This window comes from Veillonella parvula (assembly GCF_002005185.1).
Classification (GTDB): domain Bacteria; phylum Bacillota; class Negativicutes; order Veillonellales; family Veillonellaceae; genus Veillonella; species Veillonella parvula_M.
This window is the reverse complement of the sequence record NZ_CP019721.1, coordinates 1,231,451-1,250,969: the sequence shown is the minus strand read 5'-3', so window position 1 is coordinate 1,250,969 and position 19,519 is coordinate 1,231,451. Positions and strand designations below refer to the sequence as shown.

At 40.0% G+C, this 19,519-nt stretch carries 15 protein-coding genes and 1 riboswitch; of the genes, 1 reads left to right on the top strand and 14 read right to left on the bottom strand.

Annotation, left to right across the window (positions count from 1 at the left end):
* Positions 1-47: 47 nt before the first annotated feature.
* The 12 genes from fsa to B1A77_RS05715 all read right to left on the bottom strand — a co-directional run bounded on the left by fsa (position 48) and on the right by B1A77_RS05715 (position 15,372).
* The gene (fsa, locus tag B1A77_RS05770; protein WP_058948504.1) at positions 48-692 is read right to left on the bottom strand and encodes a fructose-6-phosphate aldolase; all 645 of its coding nucleotides are present in this window, start codon (positions 690-692) and stop codon (positions 48-50) included.
* A 13-nt stretch (positions 693-705) separates the two neighbouring features.
* On the bottom strand, positions 706-1,986 hold the full coding sequence (serS, locus tag B1A77_RS05765) for a serine--tRNA ligase (protein ID WP_004695438.1): 1,281 nt from the start codon (positions 1,984-1,986) through the stop codon (positions 706-708).
* Between the two features lie 125 nt (positions 1,987-2,111).
* A complete protein-coding gene (locus tag B1A77_RS05760) occupies positions 2,112-3,065 on the bottom strand; it encodes a cation diffusion facilitator family transporter (protein WP_021147868.1) in 954 nt (317 codons plus the stop codon).
* A gap of 152 nt (positions 3,066-3,217) precedes the next feature.
* Positions 3,218-4,504: a guanine deaminase gene (gene guaD, locus B1A77_RS05755; protein ID WP_021147867.1), complete on the bottom strand. Its 1,287-nt coding sequence runs from the start codon at positions 4,502-4,504 to the stop codon at positions 3,218-3,220.
* 129 nt (positions 4,505-4,633) lie between these two features.
* Positions 4,634-5,983, bottom strand: a complete 1,350-nt coding sequence (locus tag B1A77_RS05750; RefSeq protein ID WP_024060965.1) for an NCS2 family permease — start codon at positions 5,981-5,983, stop codon at positions 4,634-4,636.
* 53 nt (positions 5,984-6,036) lie between these two features.
* Positions 6,037-6,135, bottom strand: a riboswitch (purine riboswitch).
* 150 nt (positions 6,136-6,285) lie between these two features.
* The gene (gene potE, locus B1A77_RS05745; RefSeq protein ID WP_021147865.1) at positions 6,286-7,605 is read right to left on the bottom strand and encodes a putrescine-ornithine antiporter; all 1,320 of its coding nucleotides are present in this window, start codon (positions 7,603-7,605) and stop codon (positions 6,286-6,288) included.
* Positions 7,606-7,667: 62 nt separating this feature from the next.
* Positions 7,668-9,842, bottom strand: coding sequence for an ornithine decarboxylase (locus B1A77_RS05740; protein WP_021147864.1), 2,175 nt, complete (start codon positions 9,840-9,842; stop codon positions 7,668-7,670).
* Positions 9,843-10,398: 556 nt separating this feature from the next.
* On the bottom strand, positions 10,399-11,913 hold the full coding sequence (lysS, locus tag B1A77_RS05735; RefSeq protein ID WP_021147863.1) for a lysine--tRNA ligase: 1,515 nt from the start codon (positions 11,911-11,913) through the stop codon (positions 10,399-10,401).
* Between the two features lie 29 nt (positions 11,914-11,942).
* The gene (greA, locus tag B1A77_RS05730; RefSeq protein WP_004695428.1) at positions 11,943-12,416 is read right to left on the bottom strand and encodes a transcription elongation factor GreA; all 474 of its coding nucleotides are present in this window, start codon (positions 12,414-12,416) and stop codon (positions 11,943-11,945) included.
* A 123-nt stretch (positions 12,417-12,539) separates the two neighbouring features.
* Complete coding sequence (gene dusB, locus B1A77_RS05725) at positions 12,540-13,526, bottom strand: tRNA dihydrouridine synthase DusB (RefSeq protein WP_021147862.1); 987 nt, start codon at positions 13,524-13,526, stop codon at positions 12,540-12,542.
* Positions 13,527-13,620: 94 nt separating this feature from the next.
* On the bottom strand, positions 13,621-14,388 hold the full coding sequence (locus tag B1A77_RS05720; protein ID WP_004695423.1) for a type III pantothenate kinase: 768 nt from the start codon (positions 14,386-14,388) through the stop codon (positions 13,621-13,623).
* A gap of 9 nt (positions 14,389-14,397) precedes the next feature.
* Positions 14,398-15,372 carry a biotin--[acetyl-CoA-carboxylase] ligase gene (locus B1A77_RS05715; RefSeq protein WP_008715815.1) on the bottom strand — a complete coding sequence of 325 codons (975 nt, stop codon included), beginning with the start codon at positions 15,370-15,372 and terminating at the stop codon, positions 14,398-14,400.
* A gap of 171 nt (positions 15,373-15,543) precedes the next feature.
* Between B1A77_RS05715 and B1A77_RS05710 the strand changes: the two genes are divergently transcribed.
* Positions 15,544-16,887: a threonine/serine exporter family protein gene (locus tag B1A77_RS05710; RefSeq protein ID WP_004695419.1), complete on the top strand. Its 1,344-nt coding sequence runs from the start codon at positions 15,544-15,546 to the stop codon at positions 16,885-16,887.
* A gap of 53 nt (positions 16,888-16,940) precedes the next feature.
* Here B1A77_RS05710 and ftsH read toward each other — a convergent pair whose 3' ends face one another.
* Together ftsH and hpt are read right to left on the bottom strand one after the other, a co-directional pair.
* Positions 16,941-18,869: an ATP-dependent zinc metalloprotease FtsH gene (ftsH, locus tag B1A77_RS05705; RefSeq protein WP_021147861.1), complete on the bottom strand. Its 1,929-nt coding sequence runs from the start codon at positions 18,867-18,869 to the stop codon at positions 16,941-16,943.
* An 88-nt stretch (positions 18,870-18,957) separates the two neighbouring features.
* On the bottom strand, positions 18,958-19,503 hold the full coding sequence (gene hpt / locus B1A77_RS05700; protein ID WP_021147860.1) for a hypoxanthine phosphoribosyltransferase: 546 nt from the start codon (positions 19,501-19,503) through the stop codon (positions 18,958-18,960).
* Positions 19,504-19,519: the final 16 nt, after the last annotated feature.

The window sequence follows — 19,519 nt, the reverse complement described above, 5'->3', positions numbered from 1 at the left end:
TATAAGTCCTCTATGTATTGATATGACTCTTACCTAGAGTCTCTAACTTATTGATTAGCTTGTTTCCAATCTTCCATAAATTTTGCAAGTCCTGCATCAGTCAACGGATGTTTCATAGCTTGCATGAGTACTTTAAATGGAACAGTTGCAATATGAGCACCTGCTTTAGCACATTGAATAATATGCAGCGGAGTTCTCACACTTGCAGCAATAATTTCAGTTTCAATTTCATGAATAGCGAAAATATCTGTAATATCTTGAATCAATGTAAGACCATCCATGCTGATATCATCAATACGACCCACAAATGGACTCACATAACTTGCACCTGCACGAGCAGCTAATAAGGCTTGGTTTGCAGAAAAAATCAAAGTCACATTCGTTTTAATGCCTTCTTTGCTCAAAATAGCAACGGCTTTAAGACCTTCTGGAGTCATAGGAACTTTAATAACCACATTAGAGCCTAATTTCACAAGGTCATGTGCTTCCGCCACCATGCCTTCAGCATCAGAGGAAATAACCTCTGCGCTAACAGGTCCATCAACAAGGTTTACAATTTCAGAAATAACTTGTTTCAAATCGCGTTTAGCTTTCACGATAAGCGATGGGTTTGTAGTTACGCCATCAATAAAACCAAAATCATAGGCCTCTTTAATCTCATCAAATTCTGCTGTATCAATAAAGAATCTCATAAAATGCCCCCTCTTATTTAGCCGGTGAAATCACTTCAACGCCACCCATGTATGGCACGAGAACTTTTGGAATTACAACGGACCCATCGGCTTGTTGATAGTTTTCCAAGATAGCAGCTACTGTACGCCCTACTGCAAGGCCAGATCCATTTAATGTATGAACAAATTCCGGTTTACCCTTAGGTCCACGACGGAATTTAATATTAGCACGACGAGCTTGGAAATCAGTCATATTAGAGCAAGAGGAAATTTCTCTATACTTGCCTTGTGCAGGCATCCACACCTCTACATCATAGGTTTTAGCAGAACCAAAGCCCATATCACCTGTGCACAGAGTGATAACACGGAACGGTAATTCTAATAAGCGCAATACTTCTTCTGCATTATCTGTTAATGTTTCTAATTCTTTGAAAGAATCTTCTGGTTTAGCTAATTTAACCATTTCAACTTTGTTAAATTGATGTTGTCGAATAAGGCCACGAGTATCACGCCCCGCGGAACCCGCTTCAGCACGGAAACATGCGGTGAATGCAGTATAGTATTTAGGCAATTCCTCTTCGCTCAAAATTTCACCACCGTGATAATTAGTCAATGTAACCTCAGCAGTTGGAATCAAGAAATATTCCGTTCCCTCTACATGGTACATATCTTCAGCAAATTTAGGCAATTGCCCAGTGCCCGTCAAAGTTTCACGTGTTACCATATATGGAGTCATCATTTCAGTATAGCCATGTTTATCTACATGAAGATCCACCATGAAGTTGATAAGAGCGCGTTCCAAACGAGCCCCTAACCCCTTATACACAGTAAAGCGAGCTCCACTCATTTTGCCTGCACGATTGAAATCAAGGATATCGAGGCTTTCACCTAAATCCCAATGAGCCTGTACATCAAAATTAAATTGACGTGGTTCGCCCCATTTGCGTTGCTCCACATTTTCATCTTCATCGGCCCCTACAGGAACAGATGCATCACACATATTTGGCAACATCAATGCCGCATCGCGCAATTTTGTTTCCACTTCGCGAATACGGTTATCAAACTCAGCAATCTCATCGCCTACTTTTTTCATTTCTGCGATTTTTTCATCAGCATTTTCTTTGTTGCGTTTTAATTTGCTAATTTCTTCTGTTACAGAATTGCGAAGCGCTTTTAATTCTTCTACTCGACCGATCAATTGACGACGTTCATCATAAGCGGATACAAAGGTTTTCAGATCGCCTTTTGTATGACGATTATCTAAATTTTGTTGCACTAAATCAATATTTTCACGGACAAATTTTAAATCTAACATACTATAAACCTCATTTTCCAACTATGTTACGCACAATATATTCAATACGTTTAAGTATACCATATATTGGTGTATTTATCATTAAATTATGTGCTATATACTAGACTTCTCACCAATATTTTATATTATTCATCCTCTTCTTCATCTAGCAAATAATCTTTTGCCATCCATTTACGCGTGCCTGTAAAAGAAATGGTCACCCATTTTTCCGTTGGGTTACCGCCGATTTCTTGGTCAATTTCATTGCGAATAGCATCAATTTCAGCAATGGTTTGATATGGAAAACTTTTAGGAACTAAAATATCAATTTCAATGATTCGAGTATTGCCATATACTTGCACGCTCGTCACATAATCTTTAAAATTATACTTTTCCATAAATCGATCCATAATTTCTTGCACTTCATTATGCAATGAAGTTGGTGCCCATCCTAATATTTGTTTCATGGATGGCACAATGATACGAAATGCAGAGGGTATCATCTGTACCGCTAAAATAATTAATACAATAGGGTCAATATAAGTAGCCCATCTAGCATATTCAGTACTTTCTAGCATAGTAGCTACAACGAAACTAATCAAGATAGCCGCTTCTAACAAAGCATCGACATACCAGCTTACATTATCAAATTTAATCAAGTTAGACTGCAAACTTTTATTAATACGACGTACATAAAGATAGTAAGCAGTATCCGCAACAGTAAAGAATATAGCATAGAAAATAGCTGGCCCGAAGTCTACGTGACGTCCACCAGACAAAAGATCTGTAATCCCACTAGATAAGGCATAAATTACTATGAGAAGAATAAAAAAGCCCTCCACGGCGAGCACCAGAGGTTCAAATTGCCAAAAACCGAATTGGAATCGCTTACTCGTTTCTCTAGCAACTAACTTAGCTGTCATAAGCATCATAATCTTAATAACAACATCAACGAAGGAGAATACCCCATCTAACAACACTGCACTAGATCCCGTTACAATCCCCATTATCGTACCGCTCACAGCCACCAAAGCCATAAGCCCTACGGATTGCATCAGCAGTTTCTGTTCAATGGAGCGCCTTGCCCCTAATATATCCATTGAGCACACTCCTTTCTGACTTATATACATCTTTATTATACACTAATCATCGAAGTGTATAAAATGTATTACAAAAAGTCCACCGTATACCTTATGCACGGTGGACCTTCAATAATCACTAACATATGAACTTTTATTCTATTATATGATAGCTACATAGCCATCGGAGGCTCATCTAACAATTTACCGGCTACATATCTCCCAACAATATGGCGATCATCACCTATATATAGCCACCGTTCCAGACGTTCCTCTATACTCCGTTCATTCGGATCAAACAATTCATGATCATCGATAACAAGAGCATCAAATTCATAGCCGGTTTCAAAGCTACCTACGTCACCAAAGAATTGTCCGCCTCCCTTAGTCGCCATATAGAAAGCTTCCGGTAATGTAAGCGATGCATAGCTGGCATCCACCTCGGCCCACTTCATCTTTGACAAACCCACGGCTTCGGTCAAAACCTTAGCCATACTGATGTCATGGCCTCCTGAAATGTCTGATCCCAGTGCAATGGAAATACCATGATTCAATAATTTTCGTATAGGTGCAATGCCGCTGGACAAATTCACGTTAGAATACGGACAGTGTGCCACCATCGTCTTCGTTTCATGCATCCGCTCCATTTCTTCATCGCTCAGATGAATACAATGAGCCATGACCGTCGGCACTGTACCCATCAGACGATGTTCACAGTATACATCCGTATAACTGGAGGAATCCGGATGAAGTGAATGAACCCATTCAATCTCACCATGATTTTCAGATAAATGCGATTGAATTGGCACATTATACTCCACCGCTAAATCTCCGAGACCACTCATCAGGCGGCTCGTACAGGATGGCACAAAGCGAGGGGTTACAATAGGTCGTACGAGCGGTCCAAACTGTCGAGCCTCTTCAAGCCATACTCTCGTATCATGTAAGGACTGGTCCGTATCCTCAATCAGATAATCGGGACTGTTCCGATCCATATTAACCTTGCCTACAAAAGCGGATAGGCCGGCTTCTGAAAGCAACCTCATCAATAGCAATGTGCTTTCTTTATGAATAGTGCCAAATAAAATACTGCGCGTTGTACCGTAACGCCATAATTCGTTAACAAAAGCGCTATATACCGTCTTTGCGTAGTCTAAATCCGAAAACTTCGCCTCCTCCGGAAATGTATACGTTTCAAGCCAAGGCAGCAATTCTTTATCCATGCCAAGGCCTCGATTGCAAAATTGAGGCGCATGAGCATGGGTATCGACAAATCCGGGAATAATTAAATTATCCCCGTAGTCCTCAACCGGATACGACTCAAATTCGGAGGGAATACTTTCACCACAATATGCGATACGACCGTCACGCACAATCATATAGCCGTTTGGAATCACTGCAAACTCCGCTGGTCGTGATGTATAAATAATATTACCTTTTACTATATAAACGGAATTCATCGAATAATCTCCTCTTTTCAACAATACCGCTTAACCGTAATATACGTACGTCAACTACAATGAACTATAATTGCTCGATGCTACTCTCTCAACAATAAAAACACATATAACAATCCCGACTCTCACAGCTTATATAGCAAAATGTATGATGAAAGCAATGGTCATTACATACATAACAGGATGGATTTCCTTACGACGTCCTGTAATAAGTTTCACCAATGTATAAGAGATAAAACCGAAGGATAAACCTTGCGCAATACTGAAGGTAAGCGGCATAAGAAGAATCGTTAAAAATGCAGGCAACGCTTCCGTAAAATCACCGAAGTCGATATGCGTCACTTCACTCATCATAAATACACCTACGATAACGAGTACCGGAGCTGTTGCTTGAGCAGGTACCAATAAGAATAATGGCGCAAAAAACAGAGCGATTAAATATAATATACCCGTTACGCATGCCGTAAGACCCGTACGTCCACCATCGGCAACAGCGGCCGCACTTTCAATATAGGAAGTTACCGTAGACGTACCGATGATTGCACCGGCCGCGGCACCTATAGATGTACATAGTAATGCATGATTTAACCGTTTAAATTTACCGTCCGCATCAACGAGATTCGCTTTTCGCGTGACACCGATAAGCGTACCGATGTTATCAAACATATCTACAATTGTAATAGAGAAAATAATAGACAAAAATCCATATTTAATAGCACTCATCACATCCAATTGAGCAAATGTATCCACAGGAAATGGCGGCACCAAGTTGAAAATATCCGCACTAGTTTCAGGGACCTTTGTATAACCGAAAATCATGGCCGCAACAGTCGTGATAATCATACCCAACAACAAACCGCCCCTCACCTGCTTGGCTAAGAGCACACTGGTGATGAGCAAACCGGCCAATGTCAACAATACCGCAGGATCCTGCATATTGCCAAGTGTTACGAATGTGGCCTTATCCGCTACGATAATATGAGCATTTTTAAATCCGATAAAAGCAATAAAGAGACCTATACCGACACCAATAGATGTTTTAAGTACCTTGGGAATACCGTCGATGATAAGATTCAAAATACGCGTTATTGTCAAAACAATAAAGACAGCACCGGAAATAAATACGGCACCTAGTGCGGTCTGCCAGGTCAGTCCCATCGATCCGCATATGGTATAGGCGAAGAATGCGCTAAGTCCTAGTCCCGGAGCGACGATAACCGGAACGTTCGCTACTAAACCGATTAAAATTGTCGTAAATGCGGTCGTCAAAATAACTGCCGCAACCGTACTTTCATGAGGCATACCGGATGCAACCAGCAAATTCGGTATAACCGCTAAAATATATACGGAAGCGATGAACATAGTTATGCCCGCAAAAATCTCGGTACGCACATTCGTACCATGCTGAGACAGCTTGAAAAATTTATCAAGCCAGCACCGGTCCTGTCCGTGTCTCACACTCTCATTCGACATCGAATTCATCTTACTTACCTCCTAACTTAAAGAGAAGAAAATAAATAAAAACGACTACAAGAGCATCACAAAATAGCTCTTGTAGTCGTGAATATCGGTTCCCGCTAGAAAGCCTTGACCCATCATGTCAAGGGTATACAAGGTATAGTCTTACTATGAAATTATATATATCAATTGTATAAAATATGTACCGAACAAATATGTCTTAGTTTAAGTATAAAATTATTTTTATATACTGTCAATAATAAATAATAAATAATAAATAAACATCCTAACAATGCGCCTCCCTCAGGAGGCGCATCGTATAAAGACTATTTCCCGAGATTTCGTTCCAAATCAAATCGGTCCGATACAAAGCCGTACAAGGTCCAGCCCGCAAAGGTTACAATGGCACCATATGTCATTGCTTCAAGACCGGATGCATATAGCGCATATAAGCTATAAATGGAGCCAATGAAAGCGATAAAGGTTGTCCCCTTCAATTCGCCGCCACTGCGGCCCGTAGCTTTCATCAACACGATGATAGCCCCCATCGACAAGAGGTATGGAATGATATTCGTTACAACCGCTAAATTAACGAGCGTTTCAAACTGTTCACTCAAAGATGGACTGATTGTCATCAAGCTGAGGAAGGATTGAATGATTGTAATCGTTACCATACCAACTACAGGTGCATCTTTAGATGTAATCTTGCTGAATAATTTAGGGAAATATCCTTCGTCCGCAGCACCTTTAAATACATTGGCAATGGTAAACTGCCATCCGAGTAAAGATCCGAAACACGACATAACCATAAGACCCATAACGATTTTACCGGCTACACCGTTAAACATGGATGCAAAGGCCAAACCAAACGGTGCATTACTGTTAACGAGTTCATTTGCAGGAACAATACCAAAGATCATATTGGTGGATACGATATAAATAACTGCAACCCCTAATGTACCACCGAGAACTGCTTTCGGTACATTCTTTTCAGGATTATCTACGGCATCCGCATTTGCACAGGCGGACTCAAGGCCAAGAAATGCCCATAAAGTCATAGCGATGGAATTAGTTGCCGCTTCGCCGAACGGCATATTATTAACATTCCAGTTCGCCACATACATATCTGTTGAGAAATAAGCCCAACCGACTGTACTGATTACGATAACCGGTGCAATAACACCCCATACCGTAAAGCTGGATACACGTCCCGTGATGCTGGCACCACCGAAATTCAACGTCGTCGCCAACCACAATGTGACAATCGTATAAATACCGGTCAACAACGGAGTCAACGTAACATCTGCAAAGGTCGCCGCATAGCCTACGGCTGAAATAGCGATAGCAATATTGGCGATTAAAAGAGACACGCCATACGTATAATTCGCCATGAAGTTCCCCGCCTTGCCAAAGGAATATTCGGCATAACCGCCCATACCGCCGCCTTTACGACTGTACATACCGCACTTTGCAAAAGCATAGGCCAAACACATGGAACCTACAGCTGTAATCAGCCATGATACGATTGACAATGATCCTACCTGCGCCAATTTTGTAGGCAGCATGATAATACCTGAGCCCATCATATTTACAGCGGTCAAAATTGTAAGCTGCAATACGGACATCTTATTTTTGCCTGTACTCATAGTTACCTCCTTTTATCTTGTGTATTGTACCGCCGGAAAACCTCCGACGGTACACAGAGGAATTATTTTTCAAATTCTTTTTTCAACACATAACCGAATGCTTTCTTCGTTCCATCCGGCTGTTCCGTAATGTATACGCCTTGAATTTCCGGAGCAAATCCAGGTAATTTGTTGATGCCTTCTTCCAACGCCAAGAAGTAATCACAAGCAGTTTTTGACCAACATTCGCCCGGTTGTACGCACAATACCCCTGGAGGATAAGGAAGCGCACCTTCAAGAGCGATGCGCCCTTCCGCTTCGCTCAACGGTACAAGTTCACCTTTGCCGCGCTGGAATTCAAAATTAGCTTCCTGAGGATTCATAACATATTCCGGGAAGTAATCATATAAGAACAATCGTTGTTGCAAGATACTTACATTCCGGTCTTTATAGAAGTCATGCATTTCCTGACATAGCTGACGAATGTGATATCCCTTGTATTTATCCAAGTGGCTGTAATAAATGGACGGCAATACATCTTGCATAGGTGCATCAGCTTCAATCAATTGTTCAAATCGGACAAGTTGCGCCACTAAATCATCCATCTTCGTCTTTGTTTCCGCCGGTGTCATCAAGAACAGAATGGTATTCAAGTCACATTTTTCAGGAATGATTCCGTTTTCACGCAAGTAGTTTGCAAGAATATTGGCATGAATACCGAAATCTTCGTATTCACCCGTTTCCACATTAATACCCGGTGTAATCAATTGAAATTTACAAGGATCTATGAAATATTGACCTTTGCCATAGCCTTTAAAGGAATGCCATTTCGCATCCGGTTCAAATGCGAAGTAATCCACATCCTGTGCCATTTTCTTTGTGTCGCCGTCTTCCCACTTTTTACCATGTACAACCGGTGGTACTAACGGACGTAGATATTTACAGTGTTTCAATACGGCTTTACGAGCTTCGATAACCGTTTCCACACATTCAATCCATAATTTTTTACCCGCTTCGCCTTCATGCATTTTTGCATTTACGTCAAGGGCTGCAAACAACGGATAGAACGGTGATGTAGAGGCATGCATCATAAACGCATTATTCAAACGTTTATGATTTACATAGCGGTCTTGCCCCTTAATATGCTTATCCTTCTTATGAATCTGAGATGTCTGTGAGAAGCCCGCCTGCTGCTTATGAACGGATTGAGATACCAGGATACCAGGATCATCAGGACCAAGTTCCAAAAGCAACGGACTGCAGTCTTTCATCATAGGGATAAACTGTTCATAGCCGACCCAAGCGGAATCAAAGAAGATATAATCACAGAGATGTCCGATTTTATCGACTACCTGACGCGCATTATAAATGGTCCCGTCATACGTTCCCAATTGAATAACCGCCAACCGGATAGGCCGCTTTGCCTTTGCTTTCTTAGGATCTTTTTCAGCAATCAGCTTGCGAATATATTTTTCATCAAAGCAATGTTCTAAGATACCGCCGATGGACCCGAACGGATTACGTGCCGTTTCAAGATATACAGGTGTTGCGCCGGACATGACGAGCGACCCGTGACAAATCGATTTATGATTATTGCGATCGTATAAAACAATGTCCCCAGGAGTAAGTAATGCATTTAACACGACCTTATTAGAAGATGATGTTCCGTTCAATACAAAATATGTTTTGTCCGCATTATACACCTGTGCAGCATGTTGCTGAGCCTCAACTGCGGAACCTTCATGAATCAGAAGATCACCTAACTTAACGTCCGCATTACAAAGATCGGCGCGGAATACATTTTCTCCGAAGAAATCATAGAAAGCACGTCCTGCAGGATGCTTGCAGAAGAATTGCCCCCCTTGATGCCCCGGGCAGTCAAATTGAGAATTACCGTCCTCTACGTAATTTGCCAAGGCCTGGAAGAATGGCGGTAACATAGATGCTTCATATTTTGCAGCAGCCGCTTCAATCTGTCGTTTATATAAATCAAAATTTGTAGTTGATCCGTCGATAACACGTTCCACCTTACCGATAAAAGGAGAAATATCTACAGACTTATCAAACACAACCAAGAAAACCGGTATACCAAAGGATTGTACCAACTCATTTTCAAGTACATCTGTATCGGACTCGCTAATGACGATGGCCCCCACATCGGTAAAATCAGTTTGACTAAGCTCCACATTTGTACGCCCTTCCATAGAACCGAAGTAGAATTGCGCCTTATGAGAGAAAGCAATTTTTAAATGTTTCATGATGTGTTTCCTCCTAAATTATGTTAACAACGATAATTTAAAGAATATAACTTACACATAGGGTTGATTTATAAAATTTATTAATGAATTCACCTTTACTAAATACACCTCCTTGTTTTAAAGGTAATTCACGTATCTATATTTCTATCTTAACATCTGAATTTTTCATTTAAAAGTGTTTAATTATACACATATATCATAATTATACATTGTGCATGATTTAAATGTATAATCTATACTATTACAGGTATGTGTAAATTTAATCACATATATCTCTATAATATTGGAAAATCAACGATAAATACTATATATCCATGTTCTTTTATTTCATCACAAAGTAAATCAAAATTTTTTATGTATATCATAATGTAATCATAGATAATCCGTACACCATTTTTATATTGTATATCTAATCACACTTCATATATTTATTAATCAACATTATAAGAGTTGATAAAAGCCCGTATCAAAGTGTTTGATACGGGCTTTATATCGATTTTTTTTGTATGCTAAACAGCAAAAAGCTCACCACCATACACGGTAGTGAGCTTTAGAATTAATCTTCTTCAGCTTCAAAATGCTTAGGAGCTTCTGGTTTCATCAATGGGAACAATAATACATCTCGAATAGATGCAGAGTCTGTTAAGAACATAACAAGACGGTCGATACCAACACCAAGACCAGCTGTTGGAGGTAAACCGTATTCAAGAGCTGTAACGAAGTCTTCATCCATGCGGTGAGCTTCATCATCGCCCGCTTCACGTTCTTTTAATTGATCCAAGAAACGTTGTTTTTGGTCGATTGGATCATTTAACTCGGAGAAGCCATTTGCCAATTCACGACCATAGATGAAAGCTTCAAAACGTTCTGTAGCCAATGGATTTTCACGACTTGCTTTAGCAAGTGGAGAAATCTCTTTAGGATGACCATATACGATAGTTGGCTGAATCAAGTTTTCTTCTACATAATCTTCGAAGCAAAGATTTAAGATTTTACCAATACCATCATTTTCTGTGTATTCTACATTTAAGCGATCAGCAATAGCACGAGCTTCTTCTATAGTTGTGACTGCATCAAAATCTTCACCAGTGTATTTTTTTACACCTTCAGCCATTGTGATACGATTCCAAGGAGGAGTCAAATTAATTTCTGTACCTTGGTATGTAATTTCTTGTGTACCAAGTACTTCTTGAGCACAGTAGGACACAAGATTTTCTGTTAAGCGAATGGCATCCTCTACATCGCCATAGGCTTGGTACGATTCGATAGTAGTAAACTCTGGATTATGACGATTATCGATACCTTCGTTACGGAAGCAACGGTTCATTTCGAACACGCGGTCCATACCACCAACGATTAAACGTTTGAGGTACAATTCTGGTGCAATACGCATATAAATATCGATATCAAGCGCATTATGGTGAGTGATGAATGGACGTGCAGCAGCACCACCAGGGATAGCATGCATCATCGGTGTTTCCACTTCCATGAAGCCATCACGCATCATGTATTCACGAATTTTAGCAACGATTTGAGAGCGTTTTACAAATGTATCACGTACTTCAGGATTTACAATCAAATCAACATAACGTTGACGGTAACGAAGTTCTGTATCCTTTAATCCATGCCATTTTTCTGGTAATGGACGTAAAGACTTAGATAACAATGTTAATTTGTTAACTTTAATGGTAACTTCACCTGTATGAGTTTTAAATACGTGACCTTCTACGCCGATGATATCACCTATATCAAGCATTTTAACGTATTTATAAGCCTCTTCGCCCAAAACATCTTTACGGAAGTATACTTGAATATCACCAGATTTATCACGAATATTCGCAAATGCCGTTTTACCATGGGAACGGATTGTCATCAAACGACCTGCAATAACTACAGGCTGACCATCATATTTCAAGAAGAAGTCTTCTTTAATATCTTTTGCGTAATCTTTTACGACAAAACGTTGGCCGAATGGGTAAATACCATCAGCTTCATATTCGGCTAATTTATCGCGGCGAATTTGCATTTGCTCATTCAGCTCTTCTTGTATATTTTTAATTTCTTCACTCATGTTATCGCCTCTTTGTCGGTAATTGTAAATTATTGGATTGCTAACACTTTGAATGTTACAGGACCATCTGGTGTGGAAACCTCTACTTCATCGCCCTTACGTTTTCCCAAAATAGCTTTACCTACAGGAGATTCATTAGAGATACGATTGTTAAATGGATCCGCTTCAGAGGAACCAACGATAACATATTCCAATTCATCGTTGTACATAGTGTCAAGTACAGTAACTTTACTACCTACAGATACAACGTCACCTTTTACAGATTCATCGATGATCTTCGCAGTGTTAATCTTATTCTCTAACTCTACAATATGACCTTCAATAAAAGCTTGTTCATTTTTTGCATCATCATATTCAGAGTTTTCACTGATATCGCCATATTCAATAGCAGTTTTAATACGTTCAGATACTTCAATACGGCGTACAGATTTATAGTACGCTAATTCTTCTTCTAACTTCTTTAAACCTTCGGCGGTGAGTAATGTTTCTTTTACGTCTGCCATGGGTACCCCACTCTTTCTACATATAAATAATAAGAAAAAGTGTCATAATAAGATGACACCTTATCTCTTGTTTCTAAATTATCTCAATCATTATATAAAAATACTATTTATTTGTCAATCTGACTACCCTTCGGACAGTATTTTGCGATATGATTCTAGCTCATTGTGAAAGCTCGTTACAGTATGAATTGTATTCACTCGATTGCGCCAATATGCAGATTCCGGAAGTCCCTTCATATACCAGCCCGCATGAGTGCGTATCTCCTTAACGGCCATACTTTCACCTTTGTATTGGCATAACAAGTCAAAATGCTTTAATAACATATCTAGACGCTCTATATCGGTCGGAGCCGGCAATACTTCACCAGTGGCTAAATAATGATGAATACGACCAAAGATCCAAGGATTCCCCTGTGCACCACGGCCTACCATTACAGCATCACAACCGGTTTCATCAAGCATTTGCTTAGCATCTTCAGGATTCACAATATCACCATTGCCAAGTACGGGTACAGATACCGCTTCTTTCACAGCCTTAATATAAAACCAGTCCGCATGTCCACTATACATTTGCTCCTTTGTACGCCCATGTACGGCTATAGCAGCCACACCTGTAGACTCAATGCGTTTTGCAAAATCCACAACATTAATAGAGTCACTATCCCAACCGATACGCATTTTTACAGTAACAGGTACATCAACAGCCTCAACAGCGGCTTCTGCAACACGCGCCGCTAGATCAGGATTTTTCATAAGTGCCGAACCATCGCCAGAGGTAACTACCTTTTTTACAGGACAGCCCATGTTTATATCTACAATATCGGCACCCGCATCGGCCACAACCTTAGCCCCCAAAGCGATTGCTTCTGGATTAGAGCCAAAAATTTGCATGGATACAGGACGTTCTGCCTCTTCAATGCGCAATAATTCATGAGTACGTTCATTCTTATATTTAATACCCATAGCACTGACCATTTCGGTACATACCAAGGCTGCACCTTGTTCTTTGGCCAGTAGTCGATACGCAATATCGCTAACCCCTGCCATAGGCGCTAATATGGCTTGACCATCAATTTTGACAGCCCCAATTTGCCACTGTTTATTATTCATATAATTCTATTTCCCTTAATAAAAAAGGTACAGCATAAGCTGTACCCGAATGTACACTACTTCGTTACCTATACGTAACTATATTATAGTAGCATTATTTATTTCTTTCGTAAATAAGGCGTAAGCCTTCTAATGTAAGCATAGGTTCTACATGGTCAATGCAGTCTGTAGCACTGCTAATAAGCTGTGCCAAACCACCTGTAGCCACTACAGTTACATGATTCCCCATTTCCGCTTTCATACGAGACACGAGGCCTTCTACTTGACCTACATAACCGTAGAACATACCAGATTGCATAGAGGACACCGTATTTCGACAAATGACTTGCCCCGGGTCTCTCACATCGATACGAGGTAGTTTGGCCGCCCGTTGGAATAAAGCCTCTGCAGAAATTGTTACCCCTGGAGTAATAACCCCGCCCATATAATCGCCATTACCTTGTACCGCACAATAAGTTGTAGCCGTACCAAAATCGATGATAATTAAATCGCCCTTATAAAGCTCATGTGCTGCTACAGCATTTACAATACGGTCAGCCCCTACTTCACGAGGATTATCATACTTAATAGCGATGCCAGTTTTAGTACCTGGACCTACAATAAGAGGATTTACATTAAAGTAGCGCAAACACACGCGCTCTAATGTAGGCATTAATGGTGGTACAACCGAGGAAATAATGATAGCATTAATATCTTTTACATCAACCTTACGGTCGTGAAAGAATAAGTTCATCATCAGCATGCCATATTCATCGGTGGTACGGACCCGATCTGTGGAAATACGCCAGTGACCCACAAGTTCTGTCTTGTCGTATACACCGAGAACAATATTGGTGTTTCCCACATCAATTACTAATAACATTAATGCCTCCTATTTACGCGGACGAATTGATACGTCCCCTGCCACAATACGTTTAATTGTCCCATCTGAGATTCTTACTAATAAATTACCATCTTCATCAATATCTGTAGCCACCCCTTCATAGGTATTGCCAGGAGCACGCACTTCAATTTCTTCACCGAGAGTAACAGATAATTGCCGCCATTCATTAAGGGTTTCGTCAAAGCCACTATCGAGCACTTCATAATATTGATGTTCTAATTCTTCTAATATAAGTCTAAATGCTTCTGTGCGCTCAATATCAATATCTTCCATCGCAAGGGATGTAGCAATTAATTTTAACTCTTCTGGTAGTTCTTCTTGTTTTGTTTTTACGTTGACCCCAATGCCCATTACAATATGAGAAATTTCTTCCATAGAACCAGACATTTCTGTCAAAATACCTACTAGCTTACGACCATTCACAAGAATATCATTAGGCCACTTTATCCCCGCATCAGTGAGCCCCATCTTATGAAAGGCCTTTGTTAAAGCCACTGCAGCCATCAAAGTACACTTTGGAGCCTCTACAGGTGGAAAATCAGGACGTAAAATCAAGCTAAACCACAAGCCTTTGCCAAATGGAGAATACCAACCGCGAGATAAACGCCCACGACCAGCAGCCTGTTCCTCAGTAACCACAACCGTACCTTCTTCTGCACCTTGTTGAGCTAAACGACGAGCTTCTAAGTTCGTAGACTCCGTGGTATCCATATAAACATATCGTTTACCAAATACATCTGTTTTTAAGATTTGTTTCATTGCCAAGGGGCTCAACAAATCAGGTTCTTCCAATAATCGATACCCTCTCTTGGTATAAGATTCAATTTTGTAGCCTTTTTGACGTAACGCCTTGATATGTTTCCAAATAGCTGTGCGCGAAACATGGCAGGCTTCGGACATATCTTGTCCCGATACGAAACTACCTTGGTTTTGTCTCAAGAATTCTAGCACTTCATCACGCATAGTTTAGAGCCCCTTTCTTTGTCAACCTAGGTTTACAATTCGATTGTACAAGTGTACCTTGTAAAATGCAAGGATTATTTAAAATAATTAATGTTATAATGTATATAGTATAAAGGTATACATAAAAAAATAGATAACAATAATGCTATCTATTATCCTTCGGAGAGATATATGAAACAGTTTACATTAGAAGAGAAAAATCAAGTTTTAGAGAACCCTTTTATCCATATTCATCGAAAACTGGATGTACTACTCAATATAGGGAAGTTACTAATGGAATGTGGGGCAAATACAAATCGAATCATTGAGGAAATGCTAAAAGCCGCAACATTTATGGGAATTCCTCATGATTACTTAAATATCCATATTTCATATACCACTATTATGGTCAATCTATTACACAAAGAACGATCCATAACAGTCTTCAGAAAAACACCGGTTCATATTCCGAATATGGCTATGATCAATGCCGTATCAAAGCTCACATGGCGCGCCTTTGAGCGACATTACTCACTAACGACCTATGAACGACTAATTGCCAAACTGGATACAACTATACCAACGTATCCAAACTGGATAAAAGGACTAGCTTGTGCACTAGGTTCGGCAGGTCTTGCATACCTTTACAGTGGCGATATTATCGCATTCATCGTTACCATCATATGTTCTAGTATTGGTTATTTTACGCGCACCCTATCAGGCAGATTAGGGCTTAATGAATATGTAGGAATCGCATTAGGCGGATTTGGTGCCATGATATCGGCTTACGCTTTTTATAGTCATGTAAATAATGAATCCTTACTATATGTACTCGTTTGCTGTACCTTGTTCATGATTCCTGGGGTACCATTGATCAATTGTGTCATCGATATCATTAATAATCATATTTTATCGGGTATGACACGCGCTATTAGAACATTACTCATCGTGGGTAGCATGACTTTAGGTATGGCCATGGCACTCTACTTTAGCCCTGCACCAGCATTTAATTTTGTTGATATTAAACCTCATGTTATTTCCATTGAGCAAGTTATCGGTTCTTTTACAGCTGCAGCTGCTTTTGCGGTACTTTTTAATGCTCCTGTCAGACTATTAGTATCCATTGGTATTGGTGGCGTACTATGTGTATGTATTCGCAATATACTATCCGTAGAATTAGGATTTTCTACACCAGGTGCTACCTTTATTGGTGCTGCCATTATGAGTATTATTTTTGTAAAAGTTTCTACTTGGTTAAAAACATCTAGCACTATCATTATCGTGCCGTCTGCCATCGCATTAATGCCCGGTATACTGTACTACCGATTTCTCTTCGACATGTTACACATCAATGCATTAAATGATGCTAGTCTAATCCTTATGATACAAAATGGTGTAACTGGCACATTTACAACTATAGCTATAGCAATCGGTGTAGCTATACCAAATGTTTTAGCACAAAAATATTTGCAAAAACTAAAAGAACAACGCATGACAGAACTTCTTGCCACACGTCATATAAACGATGGACAGTAAAAAAGAGCTAGCCTTCTAAAAAGGCTAGCTCTTTTTCATTTGGACAAAATCCATTATTTAATTTCATTAGATGATGCTTCACTAGGATCTGCTACAGTACTAGTTATTTCTTTAGCATCAACACTCTCTGGTACTACGCTACCTTCTACTTCAGAAGCTACTTTAGGCTCCTCAGCTTCAGGTTCTTTTGTTGTACCATATTTGTAAAGATTATCTACCGCTTTCGCATCGATTGTTTCCTCTTCTAACAAAGCATTTGCCATGTCATGTAAGAATTTTTCATTATCGCTAAGAAGTTTTGTTACATCTTTATAAGCTTCTTCTACGATACGATGAATTTCAGAGTCGATTTTCGCAGCGATTTCTTCACTATAGTTGCGCTCATGGCCTAGGTTTTTTCCTAAGAAGATTTGTTCTTGTTGTTCACCAAACACGATAGGACCAAGCTCATCGCTCATCCCCCAACGCGTTACCATAGCGCGAGCAGTATTAGTTACACTTTGAAGGTCCCCAGAAGCGCCTGTACTGATTTCATCTAAAATCAAGGCTTCTGCAATTCGACCACCAAGAGCAACTCGAATATCTGCTAATAATTGAGATTTTGTTTTGTAGTTTTGTTCCTCAGTAGGAAGCATCATAGTGTAGCCACCAGCTGCACCACGAGGAATAATCGTTACTTTATGAACAGGATCTGCATGAGGCAATAGATGTGCCACGATAGCATGACCAGATTCATGGTATGCTGTCAACTTACGATCCTTATCGCTCACAATATGACTGCGGCGTTCAGGTCCCATGCTAACTTTTTCACTGGCTTCTTCAACTTCAGCCATAGTAATTACTTTTTTGTTAAGACGAGCCGCCAAAAGAGCTGCTTCGTTTAACAAGTTATTCAAGTCAGCACCAGTAAAGCCTGGAGTTTTCTTAGCAATCGTTTTCAAATCTACGTCATCAGCTAAAGGCTTATTACGAGCATGAACTTTCAAGATTGCTTCACGACCGCGTAGGTCTGGACGACCTACAATAACTTGACGGTCAAAACGACCTGGACGTAAAAGTGCAGGATCTAGAATATCTGGGCGGTTTGTTGCAGCGATAGTAATAATACCTTCGTTGGCACCAAAACCATCCATTTCAACGAGCAATTGGTTCAATGTTTGTTCACGTTCATCGTGACCACCACCAAGGCCGGCACCACGTTGGCGACCAACCGCATCGATTTCGTCGATAAAGATGATACATGGGGCGTTCTTTTTCGCTTGTGTGAAAAGGTCACGCACACGAGAAGCACCAACACCAACGAACATCTCTACAAAGTCAGAACCAGAAATCGTAAAGAATGGTACCCCTGCTTCGCCAGCAACAGCTTTAGCAAGTAATGTTTTACCTGTGCCTGGAGGTCCTGCCAATAATACACCTTTCGGAATTTTAGCACCGATAGTTGTAAATTTGCCTGGATCCTTCAAGAACTCTACTACTTCTTCTAATTCTTGTTTTGCTTCTTCAGCGCCAGCTACATCTTTGAAGCTAACCTTTACATTGCCTTCACCCATCAATTTAGCACGGCTTTTACCAAAGTTCATCACTCGGCCACCGCCACCTTGCGTTTGTTGCATGATGAAGAAGAACAATACTACCAAAATAATAATTGGAATAGCAGAACCTAACAAGCTCATCCACCAAGCAGGTTGCTCAGGAGGAGCTGCAGTAATTTCTACACCATTATCTTGTAAAGTTTTGATTAACGTTTCATCAGTTGGCGCATAAGAATTGAATTCTGTTCCATTTTTTAGTTTACCTTTAATACCATGATCATTGGTAATCGTTACGGACTCAACCTTTTTCTGTTGTACTTGTTGAATAAATCCTGTATAACTGAGTTCAGATTTATTCGCACTTTGACCAGAGAAAGCGTCAATGGCGATAACGAAAGCGGCAATGATAAGTAAATAAAGGACGATATTTTTAGTAAATCGACCCAAAATATTACCCCTTTCAATAATAGTTTAGTGGCATAAACGAATTGAGTACATCTCGTTGAGAGATGCACTCATATATTATATCATATTTTTAATCTTGATACATTTCTTCCTTTAAAATACCTATATAAGGTAAGTGCCGATATTTTTCTGCATAGTCTAAACCATAGCCGATAACAAAGTAATCGGGAATGACAAAGCCTACATAGTCTACTTCTACATCCATTTTACGGCGTTCAGGTTTATTTAATAACGCTGCTAGGCGTACACTTTTAGCTCCACGAGCATGTAAATTTTCTAGCAAGTAATGTAATGTTGTGCCCGTATCTACAATATCTTCTACAACGAGTACATGCTTTCCTTCTACAGATCGATCCAAATCTTTTAAAATTCGAACTACCCCTGTACTTGTTGTACCGCTGCCATAGCTAGAGCAAGAAATAAAATCGAAGCTTACATCCACATTCTCATCGATAGAGCGAGCTAAATCTGTAAAGAATACAATAGCACCTTTCAATACCCCTACGAGAACTACGGATTCCCCTTTATAGTCAGCACTGATTTGACGACCTAATTCGACCACACGTGTCTTTAATTGTTCCTCTGTATATAAAATATCTTTTGCATCTTGATGCATCTATATGACCTCCACG

Coding starts and splice junctions, on each gene's coding strand:
- B1A77_RS05715 (WP_008715815.1), bottom strand. CDS start 15,372: ATGCGTGATGAAGTGCTAGAATTCTTGAGACAAAACCAAGGTAGTTTC.
- dusB (WP_021147862.1), bottom strand. CDS start 13,526: ATGAATAATAAACAGTGGCAAATTGGGGCTGTCAAAATTGATGGTCAA.
- serS (WP_004695438.1), bottom strand. CDS start 1,986: ATGTTAGATTTAAAATTTGTCCGTGAAAATATTGATTTAGTGCAACAA.
- potE (WP_021147865.1), bottom strand. CDS start 7,605: ATGAGTACAGGCAAAAATAAGATGTCCGTATTGCAGCTTACAATTTTG.
- B1A77_RS05740 (WP_021147864.1), bottom strand. CDS start 9,842: ATGAAACATTTAAAAATTGCTTTCTCTCATAAGGCGCAATTCTACTTC.
- B1A77_RS05710 (WP_004695419.1), top strand. CDS start 15,544: ATGAAACAGTTTACATTAGAAGAGAAAAATCAAGTTTTAGAGAACCCT.
- fsa (WP_058948504.1), bottom strand. CDS start 692: ATGAGATTCTTTATTGATACAGCAGAATTTGATGAGATTAAAGAGGCC.
- lysS (WP_021147863.1), bottom strand. CDS start 11,913: ATGAGTGAAGAAATTAAAAATATACAAGAAGAGCTGAATGAGCAAATG.
- B1A77_RS05760 (WP_021147868.1), bottom strand. CDS start 3,065: ATGGATATATTAGGGGCAAGGCGCTCCATTGAACAGAAACTGCTGATG.
- hpt (WP_021147860.1), bottom strand. CDS start 19,503: ATGCATCAAGATGCAAAAGATATTTTATATACAGAGGAACAATTAAAG.
- B1A77_RS05750 (WP_024060965.1), bottom strand. CDS start 5,983: ATGAATTCGATGTCGAATGAGAGTGTGAGACACGGACAGGACCGGTGC.
- greA (WP_004695428.1), bottom strand. CDS start 12,416: ATGGCAGACGTAAAAGAAACATTACTCACCGCCGAAGGTTTAAAGAAG.
- guaD (WP_021147867.1), bottom strand. CDS start 4,504: ATGAATTCCGTTTATATAGTAAAAGGTAATATTATTTATACATCACGA.
- B1A77_RS05720 (WP_004695423.1), bottom strand. CDS start 14,388: ATGTTATTAGTAATTGATGTGGGAAACACCAATATTGTTCTCGGTGTA.